The 23205-nt window shown below is 64.7% G+C and carries 22 protein-coding genes; 11 read left to right on the forward strand and 11 right to left on the reverse strand.

The annotated features are described in order from the left end of the window. Nucleotides 1-21 precede the first annotated feature (21 nt). Nucleotides 22-945: a dihydrodipicolinate synthase family protein gene (locus tag CUJ89_RS29950; RefSeq protein ID WP_114180881.1), complete on the reverse strand. Its 924-nt coding sequence runs from the start codon at nucleotides 943-945 to the stop codon at nucleotides 22-24. Nucleotides 946-1124: 179 nt separating this feature from the next. Between CUJ89_RS29950 and CUJ89_RS29955 the strand changes: the two genes are divergently transcribed. Both CUJ89_RS29955 and CUJ89_RS29960 read left to right on the forward strand, forming a co-directional pair. After that, nucleotides 1125-2069 (forward strand): LysR family transcriptional regulator, encoded by a 945-nt coding sequence (locus CUJ89_RS29955; protein ID WP_114181633.1) that lies wholly within the window; start codon nucleotides 1125-1127, stop codon nucleotides 2067-2069. A 139-nt stretch (nucleotides 2070-2208) separates the two neighbouring features. Then, nucleotides 2209-2385, forward strand: a complete 177-nt coding sequence (locus CUJ89_RS29960; RefSeq protein ID WP_114180882.1) for a DUF4148 domain-containing protein — start codon at nucleotides 2209-2211, stop codon at nucleotides 2383-2385. A gap of 24 nt (nucleotides 2386-2409) precedes the next feature. On the opposite strand, the gene CUJ89_RS29965 is transcribed toward CUJ89_RS29960, so the two are convergent. Next, nucleotides 2410-4710 carry an NADP-dependent malic enzyme gene (locus CUJ89_RS29965; protein WP_114180883.1) on the reverse strand — a complete coding sequence of 767 codons (2301 nt, stop codon included), beginning with the start codon at nucleotides 4708-4710 and terminating at the stop codon, nucleotides 2410-2412. A gap of 135 nt (nucleotides 4711-4845) precedes the next feature. On the opposite strand from CUJ89_RS29965, the gene CUJ89_RS29970 reads away from it, so the two are divergent. Continuing rightward, nucleotides 4846-5817 carry a LysR substrate-binding domain-containing protein gene (locus tag CUJ89_RS29970; RefSeq protein WP_114180884.1) on the forward strand — a complete coding sequence of 324 codons (972 nt, stop codon included), beginning with the start codon at nucleotides 4846-4848 and terminating at the stop codon, nucleotides 5815-5817. A gap of 4 nt (nucleotides 5818-5821) precedes the next feature. Here CUJ89_RS29970 and CUJ89_RS29975 read toward each other — a convergent pair whose 3' ends face one another. The 7 genes from CUJ89_RS29975 to CUJ89_RS30010 all read right to left on the reverse strand — a co-directional run bounded on the left by CUJ89_RS29975 (nucleotide 5822) and on the right by CUJ89_RS30010 (nucleotide 13031). Continuing rightward, on the reverse strand, nucleotides 5822-6094 hold the full coding sequence (locus CUJ89_RS29975; protein ID WP_114180885.1) for a hypothetical protein: 273 nt from the start codon (nucleotides 6092-6094) through the stop codon (nucleotides 5822-5824). Between the two features lie 35 nt (nucleotides 6095-6129). Continuing rightward, complete coding sequence (locus CUJ89_RS29980; RefSeq protein WP_114181634.1) at nucleotides 6130-6528, reverse strand: VOC family protein; 399 nt, start codon at nucleotides 6526-6528, stop codon at nucleotides 6130-6132. A 376-nt stretch (nucleotides 6529-6904) separates the two neighbouring features. Next, entirely contained in the window at nucleotides 6905-8032 is a 1128-nt protein-coding gene (locus tag CUJ89_RS29985; protein ID WP_114180886.1) for an aminotransferase class V-fold PLP-dependent enzyme, read from the reverse strand. Between the two features lie 215 nt (nucleotides 8033-8247). Next, on the reverse strand, nucleotides 8248-9420 hold the full coding sequence (locus tag CUJ89_RS29990) for an NAD(P)/FAD-dependent oxidoreductase (RefSeq protein WP_114181635.1): 1173 nt from the start codon (nucleotides 9418-9420) through the stop codon (nucleotides 8248-8250). 180 nt (nucleotides 9421-9600) lie between these two features. Next, a complete protein-coding gene (locus CUJ89_RS29995) occupies nucleotides 9601-10752 on the reverse strand; it encodes a branched-chain amino acid ABC transporter substrate-binding protein (protein ID WP_114180887.1) in 1152 nt (383 codons plus the stop codon). Between the two features lie 414 nt (nucleotides 10753-11166). Next, nucleotides 11167-11358 carry a CsbD family protein gene (locus CUJ89_RS30005; RefSeq protein WP_114180889.1) on the reverse strand — a complete coding sequence of 64 codons (192 nt, stop codon included), beginning with the start codon at nucleotides 11356-11358 and terminating at the stop codon, nucleotides 11167-11169. Between the two features lie 140 nt (nucleotides 11359-11498). Continuing rightward, nucleotides 11499-13031: a helix-turn-helix transcriptional regulator gene (locus CUJ89_RS30010; RefSeq protein ID WP_114181637.1), complete on the reverse strand. Its 1533-nt coding sequence runs from the start codon at nucleotides 13029-13031 to the stop codon at nucleotides 11499-11501. A 369-nt stretch (nucleotides 13032-13400) separates the two neighbouring features. Here CUJ89_RS30010 and CUJ89_RS38395 point away from each other — a divergent pair, with 369 nt between their 5' ends. From CUJ89_RS38395 to CUJ89_RS30020, 3 genes are read left to right on the forward strand one after another with little or no spacing between them, the layout of a single operon-like run. Next, entirely contained in the window at nucleotides 13401-13565 is a 165-nt protein-coding gene (locus tag CUJ89_RS38395) for a hypothetical protein (protein ID WP_201752345.1), read from the forward strand. A gap of 56 nt (nucleotides 13566-13621) precedes the next feature. Then, on the forward strand, nucleotides 13622-13972 hold the full coding sequence (locus CUJ89_RS30015) for a BON domain-containing protein (RefSeq protein WP_114180890.1): 351 nt from the start codon (nucleotides 13622-13624) through the stop codon (nucleotides 13970-13972). A gap of 52 nt (nucleotides 13973-14024) precedes the next feature. After that, nucleotides 14025-14222 (forward strand): CsbD family protein, encoded by a 198-nt coding sequence (locus CUJ89_RS30020; protein WP_114180891.1) that lies wholly within the window; start codon nucleotides 14025-14027, stop codon nucleotides 14220-14222. Between the two features lie 357 nt (nucleotides 14223-14579). Here CUJ89_RS30020 and CUJ89_RS30025 read toward each other — a convergent pair whose 3' ends face one another. Further along, the gene (locus CUJ89_RS30025) at nucleotides 14580-15608 is read right to left on the reverse strand and encodes a DUF1338 domain-containing protein (protein WP_114180892.1); all 1029 of its coding nucleotides are present in this window, start codon (nucleotides 15606-15608) and stop codon (nucleotides 14580-14582) included. A gap of 252 nt (nucleotides 15609-15860) precedes the next feature. On the opposite strand from CUJ89_RS30025, the gene CUJ89_RS30030 reads away from it, so the two are divergent. Further along, nucleotides 15861-16808 (forward strand): LysR family transcriptional regulator, encoded by a 948-nt coding sequence (locus CUJ89_RS30030; RefSeq protein ID WP_114180893.1) that lies wholly within the window; start codon nucleotides 15861-15863, stop codon nucleotides 16806-16808. A 697-nt stretch (nucleotides 16809-17505) separates the two neighbouring features. Then, nucleotides 17506-19134 carry an NADP-dependent glyceraldehyde-3-phosphate dehydrogenase gene (locus CUJ89_RS30035; protein WP_114180894.1) on the forward strand — a complete coding sequence of 543 codons (1629 nt, stop codon included), beginning with the start codon at nucleotides 17506-17508 and terminating at the stop codon, nucleotides 19132-19134. Between the two features lie 69 nt (nucleotides 19135-19203). Here CUJ89_RS30035 and CUJ89_RS30040 read toward each other — a convergent pair whose 3' ends face one another. Beyond that, nucleotides 19204-19836: a LysE family translocator gene (locus CUJ89_RS30040; protein WP_114180895.1), complete on the reverse strand. Its 633-nt coding sequence runs from the start codon at nucleotides 19834-19836 to the stop codon at nucleotides 19204-19206. A 594-nt stretch (nucleotides 19837-20430) separates the two neighbouring features. Here CUJ89_RS30040 and CUJ89_RS30045 point away from each other — a divergent pair. The 3 genes from CUJ89_RS30045 to CUJ89_RS30055 all read left to right on the forward strand — a co-directional run bounded on the left by CUJ89_RS30045 (nucleotide 20431) and on the right by CUJ89_RS30055 (nucleotide 23186). After that, nucleotides 20431-20754: a DNA-binding protein gene (locus CUJ89_RS30045; RefSeq protein ID WP_114180896.1), complete on the forward strand. Its 324-nt coding sequence runs from the start codon at nucleotides 20431-20433 to the stop codon at nucleotides 20752-20754. A gap of 240 nt (nucleotides 20755-20994) precedes the next feature. Then, entirely contained in the window at nucleotides 20995-21480 is a 486-nt protein-coding gene (locus tag CUJ89_RS30050) for a hypothetical protein (RefSeq protein ID WP_114180897.1), read from the forward strand. A 242-nt stretch (nucleotides 21481-21722) separates the two neighbouring features. Next, nucleotides 21723-23186: a PepSY-associated TM helix domain-containing protein gene (locus CUJ89_RS30055; protein ID WP_114180898.1), complete on the forward strand. Its 1464-nt coding sequence runs from the start codon at nucleotides 21723-21725 to the stop codon at nucleotides 23184-23186. The last annotated feature ends 19 nt before the right edge of the window (nucleotides 23187-23205 follow it).

Consider the following 23205-nt stretch of genomic DNA (forward strand, 5'->3'; position numbering starts at 1 on the left):
GATGAGTGCACCGCTGCCGCGTCAGTCGACGAGGCCCGCCGAGCGAAGTGCGTCCGCGATTTCAACGTCCGCGCCTTCCGCGAGCGGCAGCAACGGCGAGCGCACTGTGGCGTGCTCGAGGATGCCGCGGGCCACGAGGCCGTGCTTGAGTGCCACGGTGCCTTCCATGTGCGAGCCACGGTGATACACGTTGCGCGTCACAGGCAGCAGGCGATCGTGGATCGCGCGCGCAGCTTGATAGTCTTTCGCCTTGCCTGCCTTGATCAGTTCGATGAGCGGCTCGGGAGCCAGGCCGCCGTAGCCGACGAGCGCACCGTCGACGTCGAACATCGTGTGCAGCAGATACTCGTCGTGGCAGGTCAGGATTTGCAGTTCCGGACGCTCGCGACGAATGATGGGAATCTCAACGTCCCAGCGACGCATATTGCGCACGCCATTTTTCATCGCAAACACGCCCGGTTGTGCGGCGATTTCCAACTGCGTTTCGAGGTTGTAGGTCGCCTTTGTGGCATCCGGGTACTGGAACAGGATAAGCGGCAGGCCGCTGCCTTCGTAGATGGCTCGGTAGCGGTCTTGCGGTGCGCCCTTCTGGTAACCGAAGCGCAGCCAGCCATGCGACGGATACACGAGACCAGCCGACGCGCCGGCTTCCATCGCTCGCTTCGCTTCATCGACGGCGACTTGTGTACCCTCGAGCGTGATACCGGCGATGACCGGAATCTTGCCGTCGACGGCCTTCACAAAACTTTCGATGACTTGAGCCTGTTCTTTCTGCGTCATGAACGTGCCTTCGCCAGCGTGGCCCAGCACCGTCAGGCCCTTGACGCCCTCGATGCTGCCGAGCCAGGAACCCAGCCGTTGAATTGCTGCATGGTCCACCGCTCCATCGCGGGTAAAGGGGGTAACGGGTGCCGGGACCAAACCGCGCAGATCGATCGCTTTCATGACGTCTCCAAATGTGAGCTTTTCGGCTCCTCTTTCCGAGAGGAGAGCCCGCTGCTCGTTTCGCTTCAAGCTGGAACAACGGTGCATGCGTTGCAGTCTAGGGACGGTCGCTCCATGCGAGAACTGCCTAGCTGCACATTTCAGCTATACTTGTTTGGCATATCTGATGAGGCTTGGCGGTGGACTACGCGGCTTGGAAACTATTCATCGATGCAGCAGAACTCGGGAGCTTGAGTAAGGCCGCCATTGCCTACGGCACCAGTCAGCCGCACATCAGCCGACAGATTGTTGAACTTGAGCAGTACTGCGGCGGCCGCTTGTTTCAACGGACAGGCCGCGGCGTGGTATTGACCGAACTGGGGGCGCGGATCGCGCCGCGCGTCAGGGCGTGGCTTGCCAGCACGGAGCAGTTGTCGAACGACATCCGGAGCACGGCAGGAGAGCCAATTGGGGTGGTCAGACTCGGGATCTTGCCCTCTACCGCTCATCCCCTTGTCAGCACCCTTTACCATCGCCTTCGAGAACGTTATCCCTTGGTGCAACTACAGGTGCGCGAGGGTCAAGGTGCATTGTTGGAGACGTGGCTAGAAAACGGCAGTGTTGATCTCGCCCTTCTTTTTCGAAATAGTCCGACGCCGAAAAACGGCGACGAGTATCTACTTGAGGCAGCGACCTACTTGGTCAGCGCGGAAGGCGACCCGTTGACCAAGCAATCCACGATCGCTTTTTCCGAACTCGACGGCATTCCATTGGTCTTTTTCTGCCGCCCCAACAGTTGGCGCGACCGGCTGGAACAAATTGCAGGGGAACACCAGGTCTCCCTGAATTTCGCGGCAGAAGCCGACTCATTGAGTCTGCAGGGGCACATCGTGGCAGACGGCGGAATCTACGCGCTGCTCGGACCTTATGCGATTGCCAATCTTCAAAAAGAATGTCGGCTGCAGGCGTCGATGGTGGTTGATCCGTCCGTGCCGCGCTTCATTGCGCTTGCCATGTCACCCCACGGCGCGCTGACGCTGGCGTGCCGCACGGTCATGCAGCTAACCAAGGAGATTGCACGTTCGCGGAACCTCTCCTCGGACCTTCAGTTAGGCGTGTCCGCAGCCTTCCTGCGATCCATCTAAAGGGCCGTGCCCGGCGCGCCGAATTGTGCGTTTTGCAATGTACTGCCGTTCCAATAAGGGTAAATACCTGGATTTTGGCGCATATACTTCGTGGCTTCGAGCAGTACCGGATTAACCAAGCGCCAAAAGTAGGTGCGTGATGAAACCGATTTTCTTTGCGACCGCGCTCGCGTTGCTCGCTGCTTCTCCCATTGCTTCGTTCGCCCAAACTGACGCGCCAGTCACGCGCGCACAAGTACGCGCCGAACTCGCAGACCTCGAACGAGCCGGATACAACCCGATCCCTGATGATGTGAAATACCCGGCCAGGCGGTAATCCCCTCCCACAAGCGCCAATCAATCAGACAGAAGCACCCCGATTAGCCTCAATCACCGTCAGCGCCGCCATGTTCACGATGCGTCGCACCGTCGAGCTCGACGTGAGGATGTTCACCGGCGCGTTGACGCCGAGCAGGAACGGCCCCACCGCCACGTTGCTGCCCGCCTCGGTCTTGAGCAGGTTGTACGCAATGTTCCCCGCATCCACGTTCGGACAAACGAGCAGGTTGGCAGCACCCTTAAGGGGCGACATCGGAAGAAGGCGCGACCGCAGCCCTTCATCAAGCGCACAATCGCCATGCATCTCGCCATCCGCCTCGATGTCGGGCGCCTGCTCCCGGACGATCTCCAGCGCCCGGCGCATCTTCACACCCGAAGCCGCGCTGCCCGACCCGAAGTTCGACCGCGACAGCAGCGCGGCCTTGGGCGTCAGGTTCAGCCATTCCATCTGCCGAGCCGCGGCAATCGTGAATTCCGCGATCTGCTCCGCATCGGGATCGTCGTTGATGTGCGTGTCCACCAACGCCACCGTCCGCTGATCGAGCAGCAGAATATTCATCGCCGCGTAGGTCGACGCGCCGGGCTTCCTGCCGATCACTTCGTCGACAAACCGCAGATGATTGTGATACTCGCCGACCGTCCCGCAAATCATGCCGTCCGCATCGCCAAGCCGCACCATCATCGCGCCGATCAGCGTCAGGCGACGCCGCATTTCGACCCGCGCCATCTCCTTCGAGATGCCGTCCCGGCACCTCAGCTCCCAATACGTCGTCCAGTATTGCGGGAAGCGTTCGTCATATTCCGGATTGGTCACTTCGACATCCTGACCGAGCCGCAGGCGCAAACCGAAGCGCTCGATGCGTGCCAGCAGCACCTCCGGGCGACCGACCAGGATCGGACGTGCCAGCTTCTCGTCCACGATGACCTGCACGGCGCGGAGTACCCGCTCGTCTTCGCCTTCGGTGAAGACGATCCGCGCCTTGCCGCCGTCACGCACAAGCTGGCGCGCTGTCGCGAACAGCGGTTTCATGAACGCGCCGGAGTGGTAGACGAATTGCTGCAGTTGCTCGACATAGGCGCCCAGATCCGTCAGCGGGCGTGTCGCTACGCCGCCTTCCATCGCCGCCTTGGCCACGGCCGGCGCGATACGAACGATCAGGCGCGGGTCGAATGGCTTGGGAATCAGGTATTGCGCGCCGAAGGCCACATCGTATGCGCCATAGGCGGCCGCAACGACTTCGTTCTGCTCTTCCTCCGCAAGGCCGGCGATCGCGTGAACCGCGGCAATCTCCATTTCGCGGGTGATCGTCGTCGCGCCCACGTCCAGTGCGCCGCGGAAAATGTACGGAAAGCAGAGGACGTTGTTGACCTGGTTGGGGTAGTCCGAGCGGCCCGTCGCGATGACGACGTCGTCGCGCGTCGCATGCGCCAGTTCCGGAAAGATCTCCGGCGTGGGATTGGCCAGCGCGAGAATCAGCGGACGCGGCGCCATCTCCTTCAGCATCTCCGCGCTCAGAATGCCGCCGACCGACAGGCCCAGAAACACATCCGCGCCACCAATGACTTCGGACAGCGTGCGGGCATCGGTTTCCTGCGCAAAGCGCGACTTGGCCGGGTCCATCAGCGTGGTACGGCCACGATAGACGACGCCTTCGATATCGGTCACCCAGATGTTTTCAACCGGCAGCCCGAGGTCGACCAGCAAGTCCAGGCAGGCCAGCGCTGCCGCACCGGCCCCCGACGTCACAACCTTCACCTCCGAAATCGACTTCCCGACCACCTTCAGCCCGTTGATGAAAGCCGCGGATACGGTAATGGCGGTACCGTGCTGATCGTCGTGGAAGACGGGGATTTTCATGCGTTCGCGCAGTTTGCGCTCCACCGTGAAGCATTCCGGCGCCTTGATGTCCTCGAGATTGATGCCGCCGAAGGTCGGTTCGAGGCCGGCGATGATGTCGACCAGCTTGTCCGGATCGGTCTCGTTGATCTCGATGTCGAAGACGTCGATCCCGGCGAACTTCTTGAACAGGACGGCTTTGCCCTCCATGACCGGCTTGGATGCGAGCGGGCCGATGTTGCCCAGACCCAGCACCGCGGTGCCGTTCGTGATCACCCCCACCAGATTTCCACGGCTCGTGAAGCGGTGCGCCTGCAGCGGATCGGCCGCGATCGACTCGCAAACCGCCGCGACGCCCGGGGTGTAGGCCAGCGCAAGATCGCGCTGGGTCACGAGCGGCTTGCTGGCGACGACCGAGATCTTCCCCGGGGTCGGAAACTCGTGATAGTCGAACGCTGCCTGCTGTTGTGTCTCGGTCTGTTTCATGTTCTCGGTCCGGGGGCGGCCGCCAGGCCAGTCCCGGCGCGATCCATTGAGGTGATTCTAGGGATCCGTCATAAGAGGATGATTCTGTTTTAATATTGGCCCATCACTTTTTCATGATGGGTGCGCGGCCAGCCAATGACATTCGACGCAAACGACGTGGTCAGGCGGCTTGGCGCGCGTCTGAAGATGCGGCACCTCGTGCTGTTGCTGCAGATCCAGCAGCACGGGTCGCTGACGCGCGTCGCGGAGCACATGGCCAGCAGCCAGCCCGCCGTGACGAACGCGCTGTCCGAACTGGAGAGCATGTTCGGCACGCCGCTCTTCGAGCGCTCTTCGCGGGGCATGCGGCCCACCGCGCTCGGTGCGGTCGTGCTCGAGCGGGCGAAGGCGATGATCAAGGATCTCGACCACCTCGCCCGCGAGATGGAGGCCGTCGCCGCGGGGCATGCGGCCCACCTGCACATCGGCGTGATTCCGTTCATCTCCGGCCAGATGCTGTCGGCAGCGCTCAAGCGGCTGCAATCGCGCATGGAGCGGCGCCTGACCGTGACGATTCACGAAGGCACCAGCGATCAGCTCCTGCGGCAGCTCAAGGATCACAGCGTCGACATCGTGATCGGGCGCGCGTCCTCGGCGATCGACCTGGGCCAGGTCTCGTTCGAGGTCCTGTACCAGCAGCAGCCGCGCATGATCGCGAGCCGGCGTCTTGCCGCCAAACTGGCCCGCACGCAGTTGGACTGGAACAAGCTGCACGCGCTCGACTGGATTCTCGGTGCGCCTCATACGCCGATGCGGGAACAGGTAACCGACCTGTTTCTGTCGGCGGGTATCCCGCCCCCCGTTCCGGTCGTCGAAAGCTACTCGTCCAAGCTGATCGGCGAAATGATTGCGTCGAGCGACGAAGCGGTATCGATCGTACCGGCCGATATCGCGGAGGAACTGGTGCGGATTGCCGGCGTGGCGATCGTGCCTTACTCGCTGGTCTGGACGCTCCCGCCCATCGCGCTGTTTACCCGCGCCGCCGAATCGCATTCGCCGGCGCGGGACGTGCTGGTCGACGCGCTACGCGAGGTGTGTAAAGAGACGTATGGGGAAGCGCAGCGGTAAGGGGCTACTTGCTGGCCGCGAGGCGTCGCAGAATTTCCCCACGCTCGGCGGTCAGCACATGATCCGAGCCCTCTCCCCTGTCGTAGCGCTTGGCTGTCCGGTAGGAGAACCGCTTTTTGTACTGACTGGTTGCCGGATCGAACGTCCAGGCGTCGACGTCGAAAAAATGCTTTTCGACATGACTCTCGTCCTTGCCGCGGAAGCGTTGGTTGACGACGATTCGGACTACTGTCGACTTACCGCTCCTGGCAGCCGCTAACCGACGATTTCCGTGCACGCGCCTTCAATAACAAGCCCCCCACCATCCCGCACTCACCGATCATCGACTGTCGCAGACTGACAAACCACCTCGATATTGTGCCCATCCGGCCCAATGACAAAAGCCGCATAGTAGTTCGCGTGATAACGCGGCCGCAGCCCCGGTGCCCCGTTGTCTTTCCCGCCCGCCGCCAGCGCCGCGCGATAGAACGCATCGACTTGCTGCCGGTTCCCGGCCATGAATGCGATGTGAAGATGCGCCGGCTTCTCCGCGGTCTGGAACAGGCACAACGAAGGCTTACCGGGCGGACAAAGCTCGACCCCGTACGAAGGCTCCCCCTCCGACGCAGCCACTACGCCAAGCGGTTCAAGTGCCTTGAGGAAAAACGCTTTGCTGGCTGCATAGTCGCTGACGCCGAATTTGACGTGATCGAACCGGAGTTCCCCTCGGATGGCTGGGCCTGCCCGCGCGCTGAAGTGATGGCATGATCCCCGCGATGTTGCCACACACGGCCATCGACAGCACACCCGTCCGCTATCGAGCAAAAAAAATTGGCCCGCGCCGGAAAGCGCGGGCCGAGCAGAGGAACACAACAACCTTGAGGGGGACAAGGCGAGGCCAGTCTAGCCCGAGTCACCGAAAAGAAGATTTCACGCCGAATTACAGGTATTACTCGATATGACGAAGCATCGGCCACCGTCGTTTGGCAACGGGTGACGCATCATTCGTCAGCCCGCGCAGCCGCTCGGCGCGTGACTCGCCCGCTTCGCTTCGGGCTGATGGTTTCGCGTCGTGGCGCATCCGGTTTCCGTTTGACCCGCAAACGACCTAAAGAATGCGGTTCAACGCGTCGGAGAACCGGGCGACCGCGCCATCGACATCATGCAGTTTGTCCAGGCCGAACAATCCAAGGCGGAAGGTTTTGAAATCCTCAGGCTCGTCGCATTGCAGCGGAACGCCGGCCGCGATCTGCAAGCCGACATCGGCGAATTTTTTCCCGGATCGTATGCCGTCATCGTCCGTGTAGCTGACCACGACACCCGGTGCCTCGAAACCTTCAGCCGCCACGCTCCTGAATCCCTTGTCGGCCAGCAGCGAGCGAATGCGCTTGCCGAGTTCAAGCTGCTCCGCTTTCACTTTGTCGAAGCCGTATGCGTCGGTTTCCTTCATCACGTCGCGCAGCGTCGTGAGACTGTCCGTGGGCATCGTCGCGTGGTACGCGAAACCGCCGCTCTCGTAGGCTTCCATGATCTGCAGCCACTTGCGAAGATCGCAGGCGAAGCTGGTGCTGGTCGTTGCATCGATTCGTTCGCGGGCGAGCGGGCTGAGCATGACCATCGCGCAGCACGGCGACGCGCTCCAGCCCTTTTGCGGCGCGCTGATCAGGACATCGACGCCGCTGGCCTGCATGTCGACCCAAACCGTACCGGAGGCAATGCAATCCAGCACGAACATGCCGCCGACGGCATGCACGGCGTCGGACACCGCGCGCAAATAGGCATCGGGCAGCATGATCCCGGATGCGGTTTCGACATGCGGCGCAAAGACCAGATCCGGTTTGTTTGCCTTGATCGCGGCGACCACTTCCTCGATCGGGGCCGGCGCATAGGCGGCCTGTCTTCCCGCTTCGGCCGGACGCGCCTTCAGCACCGTCGATTCGGACGGAATGCTGCCCATGTCGAAAATCTGCGACCAGCGGAAACTGAACCAGCCATTGCGAATGACCAGACACTTCTTGTTCGTCGCGAACTGCCGGGCAACGGCTTCCATGCCGAAAGTCCCGCTGCCCGGGACGATAACGGCCGACTTCGCGTTGTAGACTTTTTTCAGGATGTCGGAAATGTCGCGCATGACGCCCTGAAAGCGCTGCGACATATGGTTGACCGATCGATCGGTGTAAACCACCGAATATTCGAGGAGTCCCTCGCGGTCAACATCGGGAAGTAAACCTGGCATGCTCGCCTCCGGTATGGATGAACAATGGAATCAGGGCGAGCAGTGTCCGTCACTTGATACCGCTCTGCACCAATGCAAATACGTTTTTCCTCGACGAAAGCAGATTCTAACGAACGCCGCGAAGAACCAGCGAAAAAAGGCCCGACAAAGTCGGGCCAATGGGTTTGAGACACAAGGAGAATCCCGCCCACCCCATACCGGGCGGTTACGCCGCGCTACACGACGTTCTTTTCGACGATCGGCCGGTTTTCCAGCACACGCGCCCAGCCGAGCGACGACAGGTCAAGCGTTTCATAACGCCCGCCCAGAATGAGTTCACTGACCCCGCGCCCCGTCGCCGGCCCTTGCTGCAGCCCGTGGCCGCTGTAGCCGTTCGCGAACACGACGTTATCGAGATCCGGGTGATACCCGATGATCGCGTTGTGGTCGAACACGTTGTACTCGTAGTACCCGGACCAGCAGTTCTCCACGCGCAGCGCCTCGAACTCCGGCACGCGATGCGCGAGCGTCGGCCAGATCACCTCGTCGAACAGGTCGTGATCGACTTCGTCGAGCGGCAGATCGTCCGGGTCGCGGTCCGGGCTCGGCGACGTCCCGCAGATATACGTCCGCCCCTCCGGCCGGAAATAAACCCCTGTCGGGTCGATCAGCAGCGGGCAACCCGTGAGCTTCGCCGGCGACGATACGTTGAAAATGCTGCGGCGCCGCGCATACACGGGAATGTCGATGTCCATCATCGACGACAGCGTGCGAGCCCACGCACCCGCCGCGTTGACGAGCGTGTCGCAGGCATGGCGCTCACCGTCGGCCGTCACGACATGCGTGACCTTGCGGCCGTCACGTACAACCGACTTCACATCGGCCGGCACATACCGCGCCCCAAGCGCTTGCGCCTTCTTCCGCAGCGCCTGCACGAGCCCGTAACCGTCGAACCAGCCCTCGCCGCTCACGCCATACGCACCCGACACGAGATCGTCGACGTTCAACCACGGAAACTTCGCACGCAACGCATCGCGATCCATCAGCCGGATATCCGCGCCGAGACGGGTCTGCAGCGCGTGATTCTCGCGCAGCGTCGCCTCGCCGGCCGGCGTCGCGAGAAACAGGTAACCGCCTTCGTGCAAATCGATCGACGGCCGATTGCCATCCACTTCGAGCCGTTCGCCGATCGTGCGCAGGAAGTCGATGCCGAACAGCGACATCTCGATCGACAGCGGTGTCGAGAACTGCTGGCGAATCGACGCGGCCGACAGCGCCGACGACGATCGCGCATAGGTGGGGTCGCGTTCGATGACGGTCACGGAGACCGTCGGATCGGTAGCGCGCAGGAAATAGGCGATCGAGCTGCCGATCACACCACCGCCGACGATGACGACTTGAGAACTCACGACTGACTCCAGTTGCACATATAAGGCGCGGCCAGCCGGCCGCGCCCGATGGTTGTTCATGCCGCGTCGCGCGGGCTGGCTTCCCGGGCCATGGCCCCGGCGTGCGTCGCGATCGCAACCGATCGCTTACGGTATTTCAGCACGTCCGGCATCGCCGCGAAAGCCCGCGCGCGCTTGCGTTCAGTCCGCCGATTTCGTCGTGACGGGCTGCCACGCGGCGTTCTTCACTTCGTACAGCGTCGAACTCGGGTTCTTCAGGTCGCCCGTGTTCGTGAACGCGATCGTGCCCGTGATGCCGTCGTAGCGCGTGCCCTTCAGCGCGCCATTGAAATCGGCCGGCTTCGTCGAGTTCGCCTGCTGCATCGCGTTGATCGCAATCCACGTCGCGTCGTACGCGAACGGCGCATACGCGAGCATGTCGATGCCGTACTTCTGCTTGAATTTCGTTTCGAACAGCTTGCCCTTCGCGAGACGCGACAGCGGCTGCCCGTATTCCCACACGGATGCGCCTTCCGCCGCATTGCCGGCCAGCTTGATGAAGTTCGCGTTCATCACGCCGCCGCCCGCGAGGAACTGCGCGCGGATGCCGAGCTGGCGCATGCGCTTCACCAGCATCGCGGCCTGTGCGTCGAGGCCGCCGAAGAATACGAGGTCGGCGTTCGTGCTCTTGATCTTCGTGAGCTGCGCGCTGAAGTCGACGGCCTTGTCGTTCGTGAATTCGCGCGCGACGATCGTGCCGCCGTTCGCCTTCACGGACTTCTCGAATTCGTCGGCCTCGCCCTGGCCGAATGCAGTGCGATCGTCGATGATCGCAATGCGCTTCGCCTTGGTCACGCTCGCCGCGTACGCGCCGGCGTTGCCGGCGTTCTGCGTGTCGGTCGCGATCACGCGGTACACGGTGCCGAGCCCGGCTCGCGTGATGTCGGGATTGGTCGCCGACGGCGTGATCATCGGAATGCCGGCCTTCGCGTAGATCTTCGACGCGGGCAACGTCGTGCCCGAATTGAAGTGGCCGATCACGACGGCCACCTGCGCGTCGGCGAGCTGCTGCGCCGCCTGCACGCCGATGCGCGGATCGCTCTGGTCGTCCTGCGACGCGACGACGAACTTCACGGGCTTGCCGCCCACCGTCGTGTGCGCGGCATTCGCTTCGTCGACAGCCATGCGCACGCCGTTCTCGATGTCCTTGCCGTACGCGGCGCCGCCGCCCGTCAGCGGGCCGGCCACGCCGACCTTGACGACCGTCTCTTGCGCATGGGCCGTACCCGTCTGGAACGCGAGGATCGCGGCGGTCAATGCGATGCCGGAAAGCGAGCGAATGCGGAACGTCATGAGGCAATCCTTCTTCGGTGGGTCTGAATGCGACGCGCGACTTTGGCGCATCGGCGACCTCCCGCGCGTCGGTATTCGCGCCCGCCGCCGAGTCGACGCGCAAGGCGCGACCGGCAACCGACTACCGGGGTTCCGTCTCCGAAGAACCCTTCACCGCGAAAGAGGTGAAAGGATTGTGGATAGCCAATACCCGTGCAGCAAACGAAATATCGGAACTATGTTGTGAGGATTTGTCATCAAGTTCCGTGAGCCCGGACGACACGCGGCCCGCGCGACGGCGGGCCGTGAGTCGAACACATCAGCTGGGATACGCGCTGGCGCCCGTCCAGAAAGGCCGGCCGTGGTCATGCCGATGGCGCATCATCGCTGCGGCAACGGCCAGCCGTCGCGACGCCTGCGGCGCCGCGTCATCGATCAGTGCCGATCCGCGCCCGACTGCTTGCGCACCGTATCGGCCGCCTCGCCGGCCTTCTCCTGGATCTTGCCGGCCTGCTGTTCGGCAATGCCTTCCGCTTCCGTCTTGTGGTCGCCCGTCACCTTGCCGAGCGCTTCCCTGACCGAACCCTTGATCTGCTTGAGCTTGCCTTCGATGCGATTCCTGTCCATGGTCGTCTCCTGCGATGGCTGGGAAGAGCCGGCGATGCGACGGCCTGCGTCGCACCGCCGAATGGACAGGATCGCAGGCGGGCGCGGCGCGCGGCAGATGCGGATGCACCAGCGCGCATGGTGCATTCGTACCGACGGCGTCAGTCCTTGCCCTTCGCGCCGCCCTTGTCGCCGCGCGCGCCGTTCGCTTCTGCCGCGCCGACGATCCCGCGCTCGCGCGCCCACACGATCGCCTCGCCGCGGCTGTGCACGTCGAGCTTCGCGTAGATCGTCGCGACGTGATTGCGCACGGTGTTCGGCGCGAGACCGAGGCGGCCGGCGATCTCCTTGTCCGCGAGGCCGTGGCACAGCAGGTCGAACACGTCGCGCTCGCGCGTGGTCAGGTCCGACAACTGCGCGCCCGCGTCCGGCGCATTCGCGCGCCGCACGTTCGCGAGCTTCTCGATCAGCGTGCGGCTGAACCACGACGCATCCTGCATCGCGGTCTCGATCGCGTAGACGAGTTCCATCTCGGTTCGCTTGCGATCGCTGATGTCGAGCAGCGCGACGAGCAGGCAATCCCGCCCGTGAATCGCGACAGGGTCGGCCGACACGACGCAATCGCGCACGTCGCCGTCGCGCGTGCGGATCTGCACGTCGGCATTGCGCACGTTGCCGTCGCGCGCGAGCCGGCCGTGGATGCGCTGCCACGCGCCGCGCTCGGCCCACAGCCCGATCTCGTCCGCCGACTTGCCTAGCAGGTCGTCCTGCGCATGGCCCGTCATCGCGGCGAATGCGCCGTTGACGTCGAGCAGCTCGAAACGGTCGGCCGTGACGATCGCGGTCGCGACCGGCGCCATCCGGAATGCCGTCGCGAAGCGTTCCTCGCTCTGCCGCAGCGCGCGCTCGGCCTGCTTGCGCGGTTCGAGATCCATGAACGTGAACAGCATGCAGGCCTCGTCGTTCATGTCGATCGGCTGCCCGGCGACGACCACCGCCTTGGTGCTGCCGTCCGCGAGTTTCAGCACGGCCTCCATCTGCGGGATCGTCGCGCCCTCGCCGAGCCGCTCGATCGCGAGCTCGCGCCGCTCGGCCTGTTCGAGCACGTCGACCTCGTACACCGAGCGGCCGAGCACGTCGTCGCGTGCGTGGCCCGTCATGTCGAGAAAGCCCTGGTTGACCTTCACATAGCGCAGATCGTCGAGCCGGCAGATCGCGGCCGGCGCCGGGTTCGCATTGAAGGTGCGCTCGAAGCGCTCCTCGGCGCTTGCCCATTCGGTGGCGTCGTGCAGCACGAGCGCGAGGCAGTCGGGCTCGCCGGCCGCATTCGTCAACACGAGGCTGCGGATCCGGTGGACCCAGCTCACGGTCTCGTCGGCAGCCGATTCGACTTCGACCGTCACGTCGCTGAACTCTTCGCCGGCAATCACGCGATCCATCGGATAGTGGCCGTCGCGCACCGGATGGTTGTTCCGGTAACGCAGCCGGAAACGCTCGCGGTATTCGGTGACGGTCGCGCCGAGCGCCTTCAGGTCGGTCACACCATGCATCGCGAGCGCGGCCTCGTTCGCCCACACGATCCGCTGATCGGGCTCGACCAGAATCACGCCCTCGGTGAGCCCCGCGATGATCTGGTGCAGCTGGCGCCGGTCGGTATGCGACTTGAGCGCCTGTTCGTTGACTTGTTCGTTCATCGAATCGTTCCAGGTGATCGACATGGCCGCCGGCGCGGTCGCCTCTTCATCGATACGCGCCGGCCGGCGCGTGTGGCGATGATCGCTTGCCGCGCATGTGCGCGACAGGCGCGAATGCACTATCCGCAATAGTACATTCGCACGACGCGCGCCCACCGTGCGGCATCCCGCCGATCACGGAAGCATCCGCCGCGCCCGCCTTTCCCGGCCTCGCAGGCAACCGGCGCACATCGACGCCATCACCGCCCCGGTGCAAACGCACTAGCCGAGCAGGTGAATTTGCGCGATGTCCACATGCGTTCGCACCGGTACGCTGGTACTGCATCGGCGCTCAGGCGCTGCCCTTCCGAACCGCAGAGGAGAAGCACGATGAATTTGCATCAGACACCCGATCCGACGCGGCCCGAACCGCCCCCGGACAGTCCGCCCGAACCGCCGCCCGGCACCGACCCGCCGGTTCCGCTGCCGCCCGACGTGCCGCGCCCGGACATCCCGCCGCGCGAGCCCGGCTACGACACGCCGATCGTCCGGTAACGGATGCCGCCGTTCGTACTCACGCATTCACCATGCCAATCGACGGAGAACCCATCATGAACAAGACCCCACATCTTTCGACGCTGCTCGCCGTCAGCGCGGCCTTCCTGCTGAGCGCCGCGCCGCTCACGAACGCGTATGCGCAGGACGCGTCGGCCGACAACGGCATGAAGGCCGAATCGAACCAGCCCGTCACCGACACGTGGATCACGACCAAGGTGAAGAGCCGGTTGGCCGCGACCGACGGCCTGAAGAGTCTCGACATCGGCGTGAAGACGGTCGACGGCACCGTCACGCTGACGGGCGTGCTGCCGACGAAGATCGCCGTGAAGAAGGCGATCGCCGTGTCGCGTGCGGTCAAGGGCGTGAAGCACGTCGACGCATCCGGCCTGAAGGCAAAGGCCTGACCTCCCGCGCGGCGGCTGCCGCGCAGTTATCCCATTCCGACAGGAGCACACCATGAACGAAGACAAGATCAAGGGCCAGTGGAAGCAACTCGCCGGCAAGCTGAAGGCCAAGTGGGGCAAGCTGACCGACGACGACCTGAAGGTGGCCGACGGCAATCGCGAATATCTGGCCGGCAAGATCCAGGAGCGTTACGGGATCGCCCGCGACGAAGCCGAGAAGCAGCTGAAGGAATTCGATCGCGAGCTGTAACGCAACCGGCAATTTCAACCCACCGCGGCGCCACCGGCGTCGCGGCCTCCCGGACCATGACATGGGCAAATACCTGATCGCCTGGCTGCTCGGCGTGCCAGCCGGGCTGCTGGTGCTGTTCTATCTGATCACGCACATCTTCTGACGGCGCAGCGCCCGGCGCGCGCCAGCTCCTGCAGCACCTCCACCATCCCGACCATGCACTCGACGGCGACACCTTGCCCCGCCGCTCGAACGACCGTGCACGTTCCGCTGCATCGCGGGCAGCCAAACGCAATCGGGCAGGACGCATGCGCGCCCTGCCCGATCGGCTCACGACTTCGGAAGCGAGGCGCGACGCACCCTGCTTCGCGTCCGTTACTTCGCCGCGCTCGCCGTCATCTTGAAGATGCCCTGCGCGTTGCCCGCATCGAAACGCAGGTCGGTCACCCAGCGGCGCGCCGCCTGGTCGAACGTGCGCTTGCGCGTGATGAACTCGTAAAACGAGCCCGGCACATTGCGCTTCACCGTGCCGCCGTCGCGCGTGCGGAACTCGCGCTCGACGGTATCCGCGCGATACGCGGTCTGGAACACGCGGCCCGAGCGCGAGCGCTCGACTTCCGGCTTCATCGGCCGGCCTTTCGCCTTCTCGTCGTCGGATAGCTTGAACACGTCGGTGACGCGGTCGGTCGCATGGTTGAACGCGTTGCCTTCGGTCGAGATCCACGCCATTTCCGCCGATTCCATCAGCAGTGTTTCGTAGTCGAGTTCGTTCGGCAGGTCGTGCTGGCGCGCAAATGCGCCGACGATTTCCGGCAGCAATGCGTGCGCGGCGTCCAGCGACAGCCAGCCTTCGCGCTCGACTTCCCACAACAGCGCGACGGCCGCCGGCGACAGCGGGTCGCGCGACGTGCTCACGACGTTCGTCACGGCCTGCTGGAATTCCTTAGAGAAACGTTCCGGATGCAGTTCGCTGACGAAGAACTGCGCGATCTCGTCCGGTGCGTCTTCATGCGCATACGCGCGGCCCGTCATGCCGAGCTTGTCGAGCGGATAACGACCGTTCAGGCGGAAGCCGAGCGGACGCAGGATGCGCGTGAACGCGGCCTCGCCCGGCGGCAGCGCGCCCGTGTTCGGCCAGCGCACCGTGCGCAGCGCGCCGTGATCGAAATAGACCGAGCCGCCGCTTTCGATCGCCTCGGCCGTATACGCGCGGCCGTTCGCCGAACGTTCGAGCAGCCCTTCGAACAGCGCCATGTTCATCGCCTGCGCGATTTCCGCGCGCGTCACGACGCCGTCTTCCCATTCTTCGAGGATGGCCGGCATGTTCAGGGTCGAGAACAGGGCGTCGGTCTTCGCCTGTCCCAGCAGCTTCGTCAGCAAGCTCTCGATATTCGGATTGCGCATCAGGATTCTCGTCTCGGGGGACCGCCGGCAAACGTGCCGGCAACTCGTCGGCCGGCTGCCCAGCGGGCGCCTGACCTTGCGTGGAGAGCATTATTCAAAGGGTTGCAGCCGGGCGTAAAGCGAGATTAAATTGACACGTGATGAGTTTTTGGAATTATTGACCGTCCTTCGCCCGCCCTCCGCCTCCGTGTGGCGCGGCCCCGTTCGTCAGACAACGCATGCGCGTTCCATATCTAAACAGACCCTGACATCATGCGTAAATTCAAGATTCCCAACATGGGCGCACTTGTGGCTTTCGAAGCCGCCGCGCGCCACGAGAGCTTCACGCACGCGGCCAAGGAGCTGTTCCTGACCGAAAGCGCGGTATCGCGACAGATCGCGACGCTCGAGGCCAGCCTCGGCGTGCGGCTGTTCGCGCGCGTGAAGCAGCGCGTCGTGCTGACGCGCGCCGGCAAGCTGTACGGCACGCAGGTGCGGCGCGCGCTGGAAACGCTCGACCGCGACACGCTGTCGATCATCGCGCACGGCAGCGGCGGCGGTTACCTGGAGCTCGCGGTGCTGCCGACGTTCGCGTCGCACTGGCTGATCCCGCGCATCAAGAGCTTTTACGACCGCACGCCCGACGTGCGCGTGAACATGGGCAGCCGCACCGACCTGTTCTCGTTCGAGGACACGCACTTCGAGGCCGCGATCCATTACGGCAAGCCGACCTGGCCCGGCACGTCGTCCGACTATCTGTTCGGCGAGGAAGTCGTGCCGATCTGCTCGCCCGCGCTGCTGGACGGGCCCGTCCAGCGCGTGGAGGATCTGCTCGCGTATCCGCTGCTGCACTCGACGACGCGCCCCGGCGCATGGGCGCAGTGGTTCGAGACGCACGGCGTCGAGGACATCCGCACGATGCAGGGCGTGCGCTACGAGCTGCATACGATGCTGATCAGCGCGGCCGCGGCCGGGCTCGGGATCGCGCTCGTGCCGAAGTTCTTCGTCGAGGAACAATTGCAGCAGCTCGGCCTGGTCGTGCCGTGCGACGCGGCGACGGTCGGCGATTCGGCGTACTACCTCGTGTATCCGACGGAGTTCAGCCACAGCAAGCCGCTGGAGCTGTTTCGCGGCTGGCTGCTCGAGCAGGCGAGCGCGTATGCGACGCCGGAGCGGGATGGCGATGAGGCCGACGCGGAGGATGACGAGGACGTCGAGTAGCACGCCCGCCTCAGGTCACGGCGCGGCTGCGTCGCATGCCAGCAACAACACACACAGCACGCAGGCGCGGCCAGGGCAGTGAGATGCAGGTCATCGTGACGAAGACCTGTATTGTCGCGCGGCGCGTGCATGACATGTGCCACTTCACCGCGGCGGTCGCACCGTGGCAGTCAGACAGAAGGTGAAGTTCGGGATACGACGACGAGATGATTGGAGAGGATCGCGAAGGATCCGGTGAAGCAGGCGGCACGCATTCAAGTCCGGTGCGCGCCGGGCCGGGCAACCCCGGCCCGACGCTCCGGGCAGCCGACCTCGCATCGGCAGTGCGGCGGACCTTCTTCTGTTCTTCACTACGTTTGCTCTCTCAGGCTCGCTTCATTTTTTTCTTCGCCGCGCCGCGCCATTATCCGCCCAATCCGGTCAAAGTGAAACGTTTGCGGGTGCTTCGAGCACGTTATACCGATCATTCGGAAACAGTCTTTCTGAATGCTTACGCACCGCATGACACGGCTCGGCAATTCTTGCATTCCCGGCGGCATTCCTTTTTAATGGAACTGGTTCCATTCACCGATTCAGCCATGTTCTCGCGTGACGCCTCGTCGTGCGCGCGTCATCATGCCGATTCAGGATCGAGGATCATTCAGCTCAGGATTCGCATCGCCCGTCCTTCCCGGACACCCCGTCAAACGAGACCGTCATGCCCGATTCCGCCTCCCTGCAGCAACTGTTTCCCGCCTATCAAGACATCCCCGCCGAGTTCCGGCTGAGTTCGCCGATCCACCAGCGCATGTCGCTCGTCGACGGCGAACTCCGGCCGTGGGACGGCGCGACCAAAACCGTGCTGTCGCCCGTGTGCGTGCGGCAGGCGGACGGCAGCGTCGAGCAGGTCGAGATCGGCAGCTATCCGGTGATGGGCGAAACGGAGAGCGACGCGGCGCTGGACGCCGCCGTGCGCGCCTATGATTCGGGCCGCGGCGAGTGGCCGACGATGAAGGTCGAGCAGCGCATCGCGTGCATGCAGGATTTCATCAAGCGGATGGTCGCGCAGCGCGAGCTCGTCGTGAACCTGATCATGTGGGAGATCGGCAAGAGCCTCGCCGATTCGCAGAAGGAGTTCGACCGCACCGTCACGTACATGGCGCAGACGATCGATGCGCTGAAGGAGCTCGACAACGCGAACTCGCGCTTCGTGATCGCGGAAGGCACGATCGGCCAGATCCGCCGCACGCCGCTCGGCGTCGTGCTGTGCATGGGCCCGTACAACTATCCGCTGAACGAGACCTTCGCGACGCTGATCCCCGCGCTGCTGATGGGCAACACCGTGGTGTTCAAGCCGCCGCAGTACGGCACGCTGCTGTTCGAGCCGCTGCTCGAAGCGTTCCGCGACGCGTTCCCGAAGGGCGTGATCAACACGATCTACGCGCCGGGCGCGGTGGTCGTGCCGCACATGCTCGCGTCGGGCAAGATCAACGTGCTCGCGCTGATCGGTTCGAGCAAGGTGGCCGATCACCTGAAGAAGCAGCACCCGAAGTCGCACCGGCTGCGCGCGATCCTCGGCCTCGACGCGAAGAACGCGGCGATCGTGCTGCCCGACGCCGATCTCGACCTCACCGTGAAGGAATGCCTGCTCGGCGCGCTGTCGTTCAACGGCCAGCGCTGCACCGCGCTGAAGATGCTGCTCGTGCACCGCTCGATCGTCGATGAATTCCTGAAGCGCTTCACCGCCGCGCTCGAACAGCTGAAGATCGGCATGCCGTGGGAGAAAGGCGTCAGCATCACGCCGCTGCCCGGCCTGCATCGCACGGCCTACATGACGGACGCGATCGACGACGCGAAAGCAAAGGGCGCGCAAGTCGTCAACCACTCGGGCGGCGAGTTCAGCAAGACGCTGTTCTATCCGGCCGTCGTGTATCCGGTGTCCGAAGGGATGAAGCTGTACCGCGAGGAACAGTTCGGGCCGATCATTCCGGTCGCGCCGTTCGACGACGTCGAAACCGCGCTCGACTATGTGACGACGTCGGATCACGGCCAGCAGGTCAGCATCTTCGGTTCCGATCCGGCGCAGATCGGCGCACTCGTCGATCCGCTCGTGAACCAGGTGTGCCGCGTGAACATCAACTGCCAGTGCCAGCGCGGGCCCGACGTGTTCCCGTTCGCGGGCCGCAAGGATTCGGCCGAAGGCACGCTGTCGGTGAGCGACGCGCTGCGCGCGTTCTCGATCCGCTCGATGGTCGCGGCAAAGCAGACCGACAGCAGCAAGCAGTTGCTCGACTCGATCGTGTCGGACCACCACTCGAAGTTCATCCATACGGGCTTCATTTTCTGAAGCAACCGCGATGCGGGAACCCTCCACCGCGCGCCGGTGCGGTGGAGGGCTTCGGCGGGCACCGCCCTGCTACACGTTCGACACCAGCAGCCTGATCCCCGCCACGCCGAACACGACGGCGAGACACGCTTCCATCGCGCGCCGGCCGCGCACGTACAGCCGGCGTGCGCCGTCCATCGAGAACACCAGTGCATAGCCGCCGAACACCAGGCACCCGATCACGAGGCAGCCCGGCACGACGGCGCCGTGCGACGCACCTGCGCCGTTCGACGACAGCGCGACGATCGACACCCACACGAGGATGGCTTTCGGATTGGTCAGGTGCAGCATCGCGCCGCGTGCGTAGAAGCGCGACAGCCGCTGCTCGCGCGCCGCGTTCAGCGACGCCGCCGCCGGGCCCGACAGCGCCGTGCGCCCCGACTTGAACGCGAGCCACAGCAGGTACAGCCCGCCGAAGATCTTGATCGCGACCAGCAGTTTCGACCACGCCAGCAGCGCGGCCGACACGCCGAGCGCCGCCACCGTCGCCCAGAACATCGACCCCGAAATGACGCCGAGCGCGAACGCCAGCGCCGCCTTGCGGCCCTGGTTCGCGGCCACCGACATGATCGCGAGATTGCTCGGCCCCGGGCTGGCCGTACCGATGAAATAGGCCGTGTAGGCCAGCAGCAGGTTGGCCGAGAAGAAGGCGTGGACGCTCATTTCAAACCTCGCAGGGACGATTCGGAGATTGTTGGCAAACGCGCGCCGTCTGCCCATGGACAGTTGTCCGGCAATTCGCTGGGCCAGTTCGATGACCATGCAGCCGGATCGCCACTCGCAAAACCGTCTCGGTTATGAAACACCCGGTGCATTCGCCGTCCGTTTCCGCTGAGCAATGGAGGTTGTCCCTTACCGCCGCTTCCGCCGGCCGAACGCTTTGCAGGCGCAGGTGGAACGCGCGGGTCGGCACGTTTCGGCCGCCCGCCGGCAGTAACGCACGACGCGTTTTATCCGGCGTTACGTTACATCCGTGAAGCATTTCGCCTCGCCGACCCGCTTGGTGTGCCCGACGTTCGTCGCGCCCCCGCGTATGGATGGACGCCTCGACCGCCTCCGCAGCCCAGTATCGGCGGGACCCGCCGACCGGTGCCGTATCGCGGCTCAACCTTGCTCAACAATCGGATTGCGGCGCTGGTACGGAACCTGCATTCCATTTCGGTGAAAGCCGCGCCGATCGCCGCGCGGACATAAACCCATCTTCGGGCGCGCCCCACGGATACGCCCGAACGATCCGCGCAAGTAACGAGGCCCGTCATGAATGCGCTGCCCAACTCGTCCGATACGTCGTTCCAGCTCTTTCTCGCGAAGCTGCTCGAACAGCCGCTGCCCGACTGGACCGAAAAACAGCAGATGGAACTCGAGATGGCGCACACGCTGTCCACCGAAATGGTTCACCTCGCCGAAGACATGCGCAGCCGCACGCCCGATCTCGCGCGTTGCCTCGTGCTGCTCCGCTACGCGAAGGTGCTCGACTTCATGCTGACGTCGCTCGCCGCGCACCGCGACATTCATCCGCAGACGCTGCGCACGCTGTTCCGGCTCGCGAACCTGAAGGTCGACGATGCGTATCCGGCGTGAGGCGGCCTGACGAATCGGCTTCCATCGCGGGCAATGGCGACCATCGCGGCCATTCCCGATTCGGGCGAATGCGCGCAATCGCTCGGCGCCACGATCACGACGCCGAGCGAGTCATGAGGCGCTAGCCCCCGCCCGGGCGTGTCGACCCGCCCGCGCTCCCTTCCGACTACACGCCGGCTTATCCCGCCCATCAGCGCGGCGGCCGGCCGCTCCCCGCAAACGGAGGTACAATCGCGCGCCATGAATGCACTTCGCCGCTTTCTGCTCCGCCAAGGCGTCGCGCGACAGCTTCTGTGGGGTTTCCTCCTCGTGACGCTGCTGTCCCGCGCGCTGATGTCGGGCGCCGTGATGCTCGATCCGGACGGTCCGGATGCGGGTTCGGTGGTGCTGTGTTCGGGCCGCGGCCCGCTGATCGTCGATATGGCCGCGCTGACCGCCCGTTTCGATGCCAGCGCGCCCATCACGCTGGCCAACGATGCGCTGGCGCTCGTCGATGCGCTCAAACATGACGCGCACACCGGCAAAGCGGCGTCCGCCGGGAATGGCGACAGCCTCTGCGCATTTGGTGCCGCGCTGTTCACGGCCCTGGCGTCGTTCGTGCTGCTGGTGCTGTTGTTTCCCGCCGCGGCGCCGCGGCGTTTCCGGATACCCGTCGACGGTCTTCCCTTCGTGCGATCGATCTTCGACGATCGCCCGCCCTCCCGCGCTCCTCCACTGTTCTGCTGAACGTTCCGCCAAGCGGCTCGTGCGCGTCGATGTGCATGAGCCTTCATGCCGTTCGTTTCACGACACCCGATTCAAGCGTTCACCCGAATGCCCGCGCCGCGCGGGCGACGCCGCCATGCGCACCGTCTGCGCATGACGCCGCGTCGCCCGTTCCGTCGACGCGCGCCTGCGGGTGTGCCGCACGTTGACGACAGCCGGCCCGCGCCGGCCTGACCGATCGACGAACACGAGGAGCTGACACCATGTCGACCACCGTCGAGCGGGCGATCTCGCCCGCCCGTTCCGCAAGCGCCGGTTACCGGACGCTCTGGCGCTGGCACTTCTACGCCGGCCTGTTTGTCATGCCGTTCCTCGTGATCCTCGCGATCACGGGAACGCTTTATTGCTTCCAGCCGCAGATCGAGCCGCTGCTGTATCCGCACCGGCTGATCGTCGAGCCGCGCGCCACGCCGCGACTCGCGCCCGACACGCTGCTCGCGAACGCGCGCACCGCGATGCCGGCCGGCGCGACGCCGGTTTCCGTCCAGGTATCCACCGCGCCGGACCGCAGCGCCGAGTACGTGTTCCGGCTCCGTGACGGCAGCCGCGAGAGCGTGTACGTGAACCCGTACGACGGCAGCGTGCTCGGCACGCTGAGCGTTGAGCGCCGCTTCATGCAGGTCGACCGGATGCTGCATCGCAAGCTGCTGCTCGGCAAGACGGGCGAGTTGCTGATGGAGCTCGCCGCGTGCTGGACCTTCGTGATGATCGGCACCGGCATCGCACTGTGGTGGCCGCATGGCGCCGCGCGCGTCGGGCGCGCACTGTGGCCCGACCTGTCGCTGCACGGCCGGCCGCTGTGGAAGAGTGTCCACGCGACGGCGGGCATCTGGCTCGCGGCCGGCACGGTGGCGTTCATCCTGACGGGGCTGCCGTGGTCGGGCTCGTGGGGCAAGAACTTCAAGGCGCTCGCCGCGACCGTGAACCTCGGCGCACCGGATGGCGCATGGGGCGGCGCGTCGGTGCGCTCGACGCGTCCGGGCGCCGCGGCGGTGCCGCCGCACGCGCAGGCCGCTGCGCCATCCGGCCATCACGATGAATCGGGAGCGTCGATGCCGGGGATGGTGATGGACGACCTGCCGTTGCCGCAAACGCCGTGGGCGGTCGGCAACGTGCCCGTTCCGCATTCGCCGTCGGCGCCGACACCCGCACCACTGCCGCTGGCACGCGCAATCGCGATCGTCGCGGGACTCGGCGTGACGAGCGGCTATACGCTCGCGTTGCCGTCGGGCGCGGACGGCGTGTTCACCGCGTCGTACTTCCCGGCCGACCCGAAGGCGGAGCGGACGATCTACCTCGACCAGTACAGCGGTGCCGTGTTGAAGGACATCCGCTATGACGACTACGGCGCGGTATCGCGGGCCGTGTCGTACGGCACGTCGCTGCACATGGGCCGCTACTTCGGGCTCGCGAACCAGATCGCCTGTACGGTGCTGTCGCTCGGGCTGGCCGCGATGGCCGTGACGGGCGCGGTGATGTGGTGGAAGCGCCGCCCAGCGGGCAAGCTGGGCGCGCCGTCGCGCGAACGCGGCACGCCGCCGATGCGCGGCTGGATCGCGGGACTCGTGCTGCTCGGCATCGTATTCCCGCTGATGGGGATGACGATCGTCGCGGTCTGGCTGACCGACCGTGTGCTGTTCGGCCGTGCGGCGCGCGCGGCTGCCTGATCGCACAACGATTCCACCG

The sequence above is a fragment of the Burkholderia pyrrocinia genome (assembly GCF_003330765.1).
In the GTDB taxonomy this organism is placed as follows: domain Bacteria; phylum Pseudomonadota; class Gammaproteobacteria; order Burkholderiales; family Burkholderiaceae; genus Burkholderia; species Burkholderia pyrrocinia_B.

Bases quoted from the DNA above. Each gene is read 5' to 3' on its own strand.
- CUJ89_RS29950 (WP_114180881.1), bottom strand. From the start codon at position 945: ATGAAAGCGATCGATCTGCGCGGTTTGGTCCCGGCACCCGTTACCCCC.
- CUJ89_RS29960 (WP_114180882.1), top strand. From the start codon at position 2,209: ATGAAACCGATTTTCTTTGCGACCGCGCTCGCGTTGCTCGCTGCTTCT.
- CUJ89_RS29965 (WP_114180883.1), bottom strand. From the start codon at position 4,710: ATGAAACAGACCGAGACACAACAGCAGGCAGCGTTCGACTATCACGAG.
- CUJ89_RS29970 (WP_114180884.1), top strand. From the start codon at position 4,846: ATGACATTCGACGCAAACGACGTGGTCAGGCGGCTTGGCGCGCGTCTG.
- CUJ89_RS29985 (WP_114180886.1), bottom strand. From the start codon at position 8,032: ATGCCAGGTTTACTTCCCGATGTTGACCGCGAGGGACTCCTCGAATAT.
- CUJ89_RS29995 (WP_114180887.1), bottom strand. From the start codon at position 10,752: ATGACGTTCCGCATTCGCTCGCTTTCCGGCATCGCATTGACCGCCGCG.
- CUJ89_RS30005 (WP_114180889.1), bottom strand. From the start codon at position 11,358: ATGGACAGGAATCGCATCGAAGGCAAGCTCAAGCAGATCAAGGGTTCG.
- CUJ89_RS30010 (WP_114181637.1), bottom strand. From the start codon at position 13,031: ATGAACGAACAAGTCAACGAACAGGCGCTCAAGTCGCATACCGACCGG.
- CUJ89_RS38395 (WP_201752345.1), top strand. From the start codon at position 13,401: ATGAATTTGCATCAGACACCCGATCCGACGCGGCCCGAACCGCCCCCG.
- CUJ89_RS30015 (WP_114180890.1), top strand. From the start codon at position 13,622: ATGAACAAGACCCCACATCTTTCGACGCTGCTCGCCGTCAGCGCGGCC.
- CUJ89_RS30020 (WP_114180891.1), top strand. From the start codon at position 14,025: ATGAACGAAGACAAGATCAAGGGCCAGTGGAAGCAACTCGCCGGCAAG.
- CUJ89_RS30025 (WP_114180892.1), bottom strand. From the start codon at position 15,608: ATGCGCAATCCGAATATCGAGAGCTTGCTGACGAAGCTGCTGGGACAG.
- CUJ89_RS30030 (WP_114180893.1), top strand. From the start codon at position 15,861: ATGCGTAAATTCAAGATTCCCAACATGGGCGCACTTGTGGCTTTCGAA.
- CUJ89_RS30035 (WP_114180894.1), top strand. From the start codon at position 17,506: ATGCCCGATTCCGCCTCCCTGCAGCAACTGTTTCCCGCCTATCAAGAC.
- CUJ89_RS30040 (WP_114180895.1), bottom strand. From the start codon at position 19,836: ATGAGCGTCCACGCCTTCTTCTCGGCCAACCTGCTGCTGGCCTACACG.
- CUJ89_RS30045 (WP_114180896.1), top strand. From the start codon at position 20,431: ATGAATGCGCTGCCCAACTCGTCCGATACGTCGTTCCAGCTCTTTCTC.
- CUJ89_RS30050 (WP_114180897.1), top strand. From the start codon at position 20,995: ATGAATGCACTTCGCCGCTTTCTGCTCCGCCAAGGCGTCGCGCGACAG.
- CUJ89_RS30055 (WP_114180898.1), top strand. From the start codon at position 21,723: ATGTCGACCACCGTCGAGCGGGCGATCTCGCCCGCCCGTTCCGCAAGC.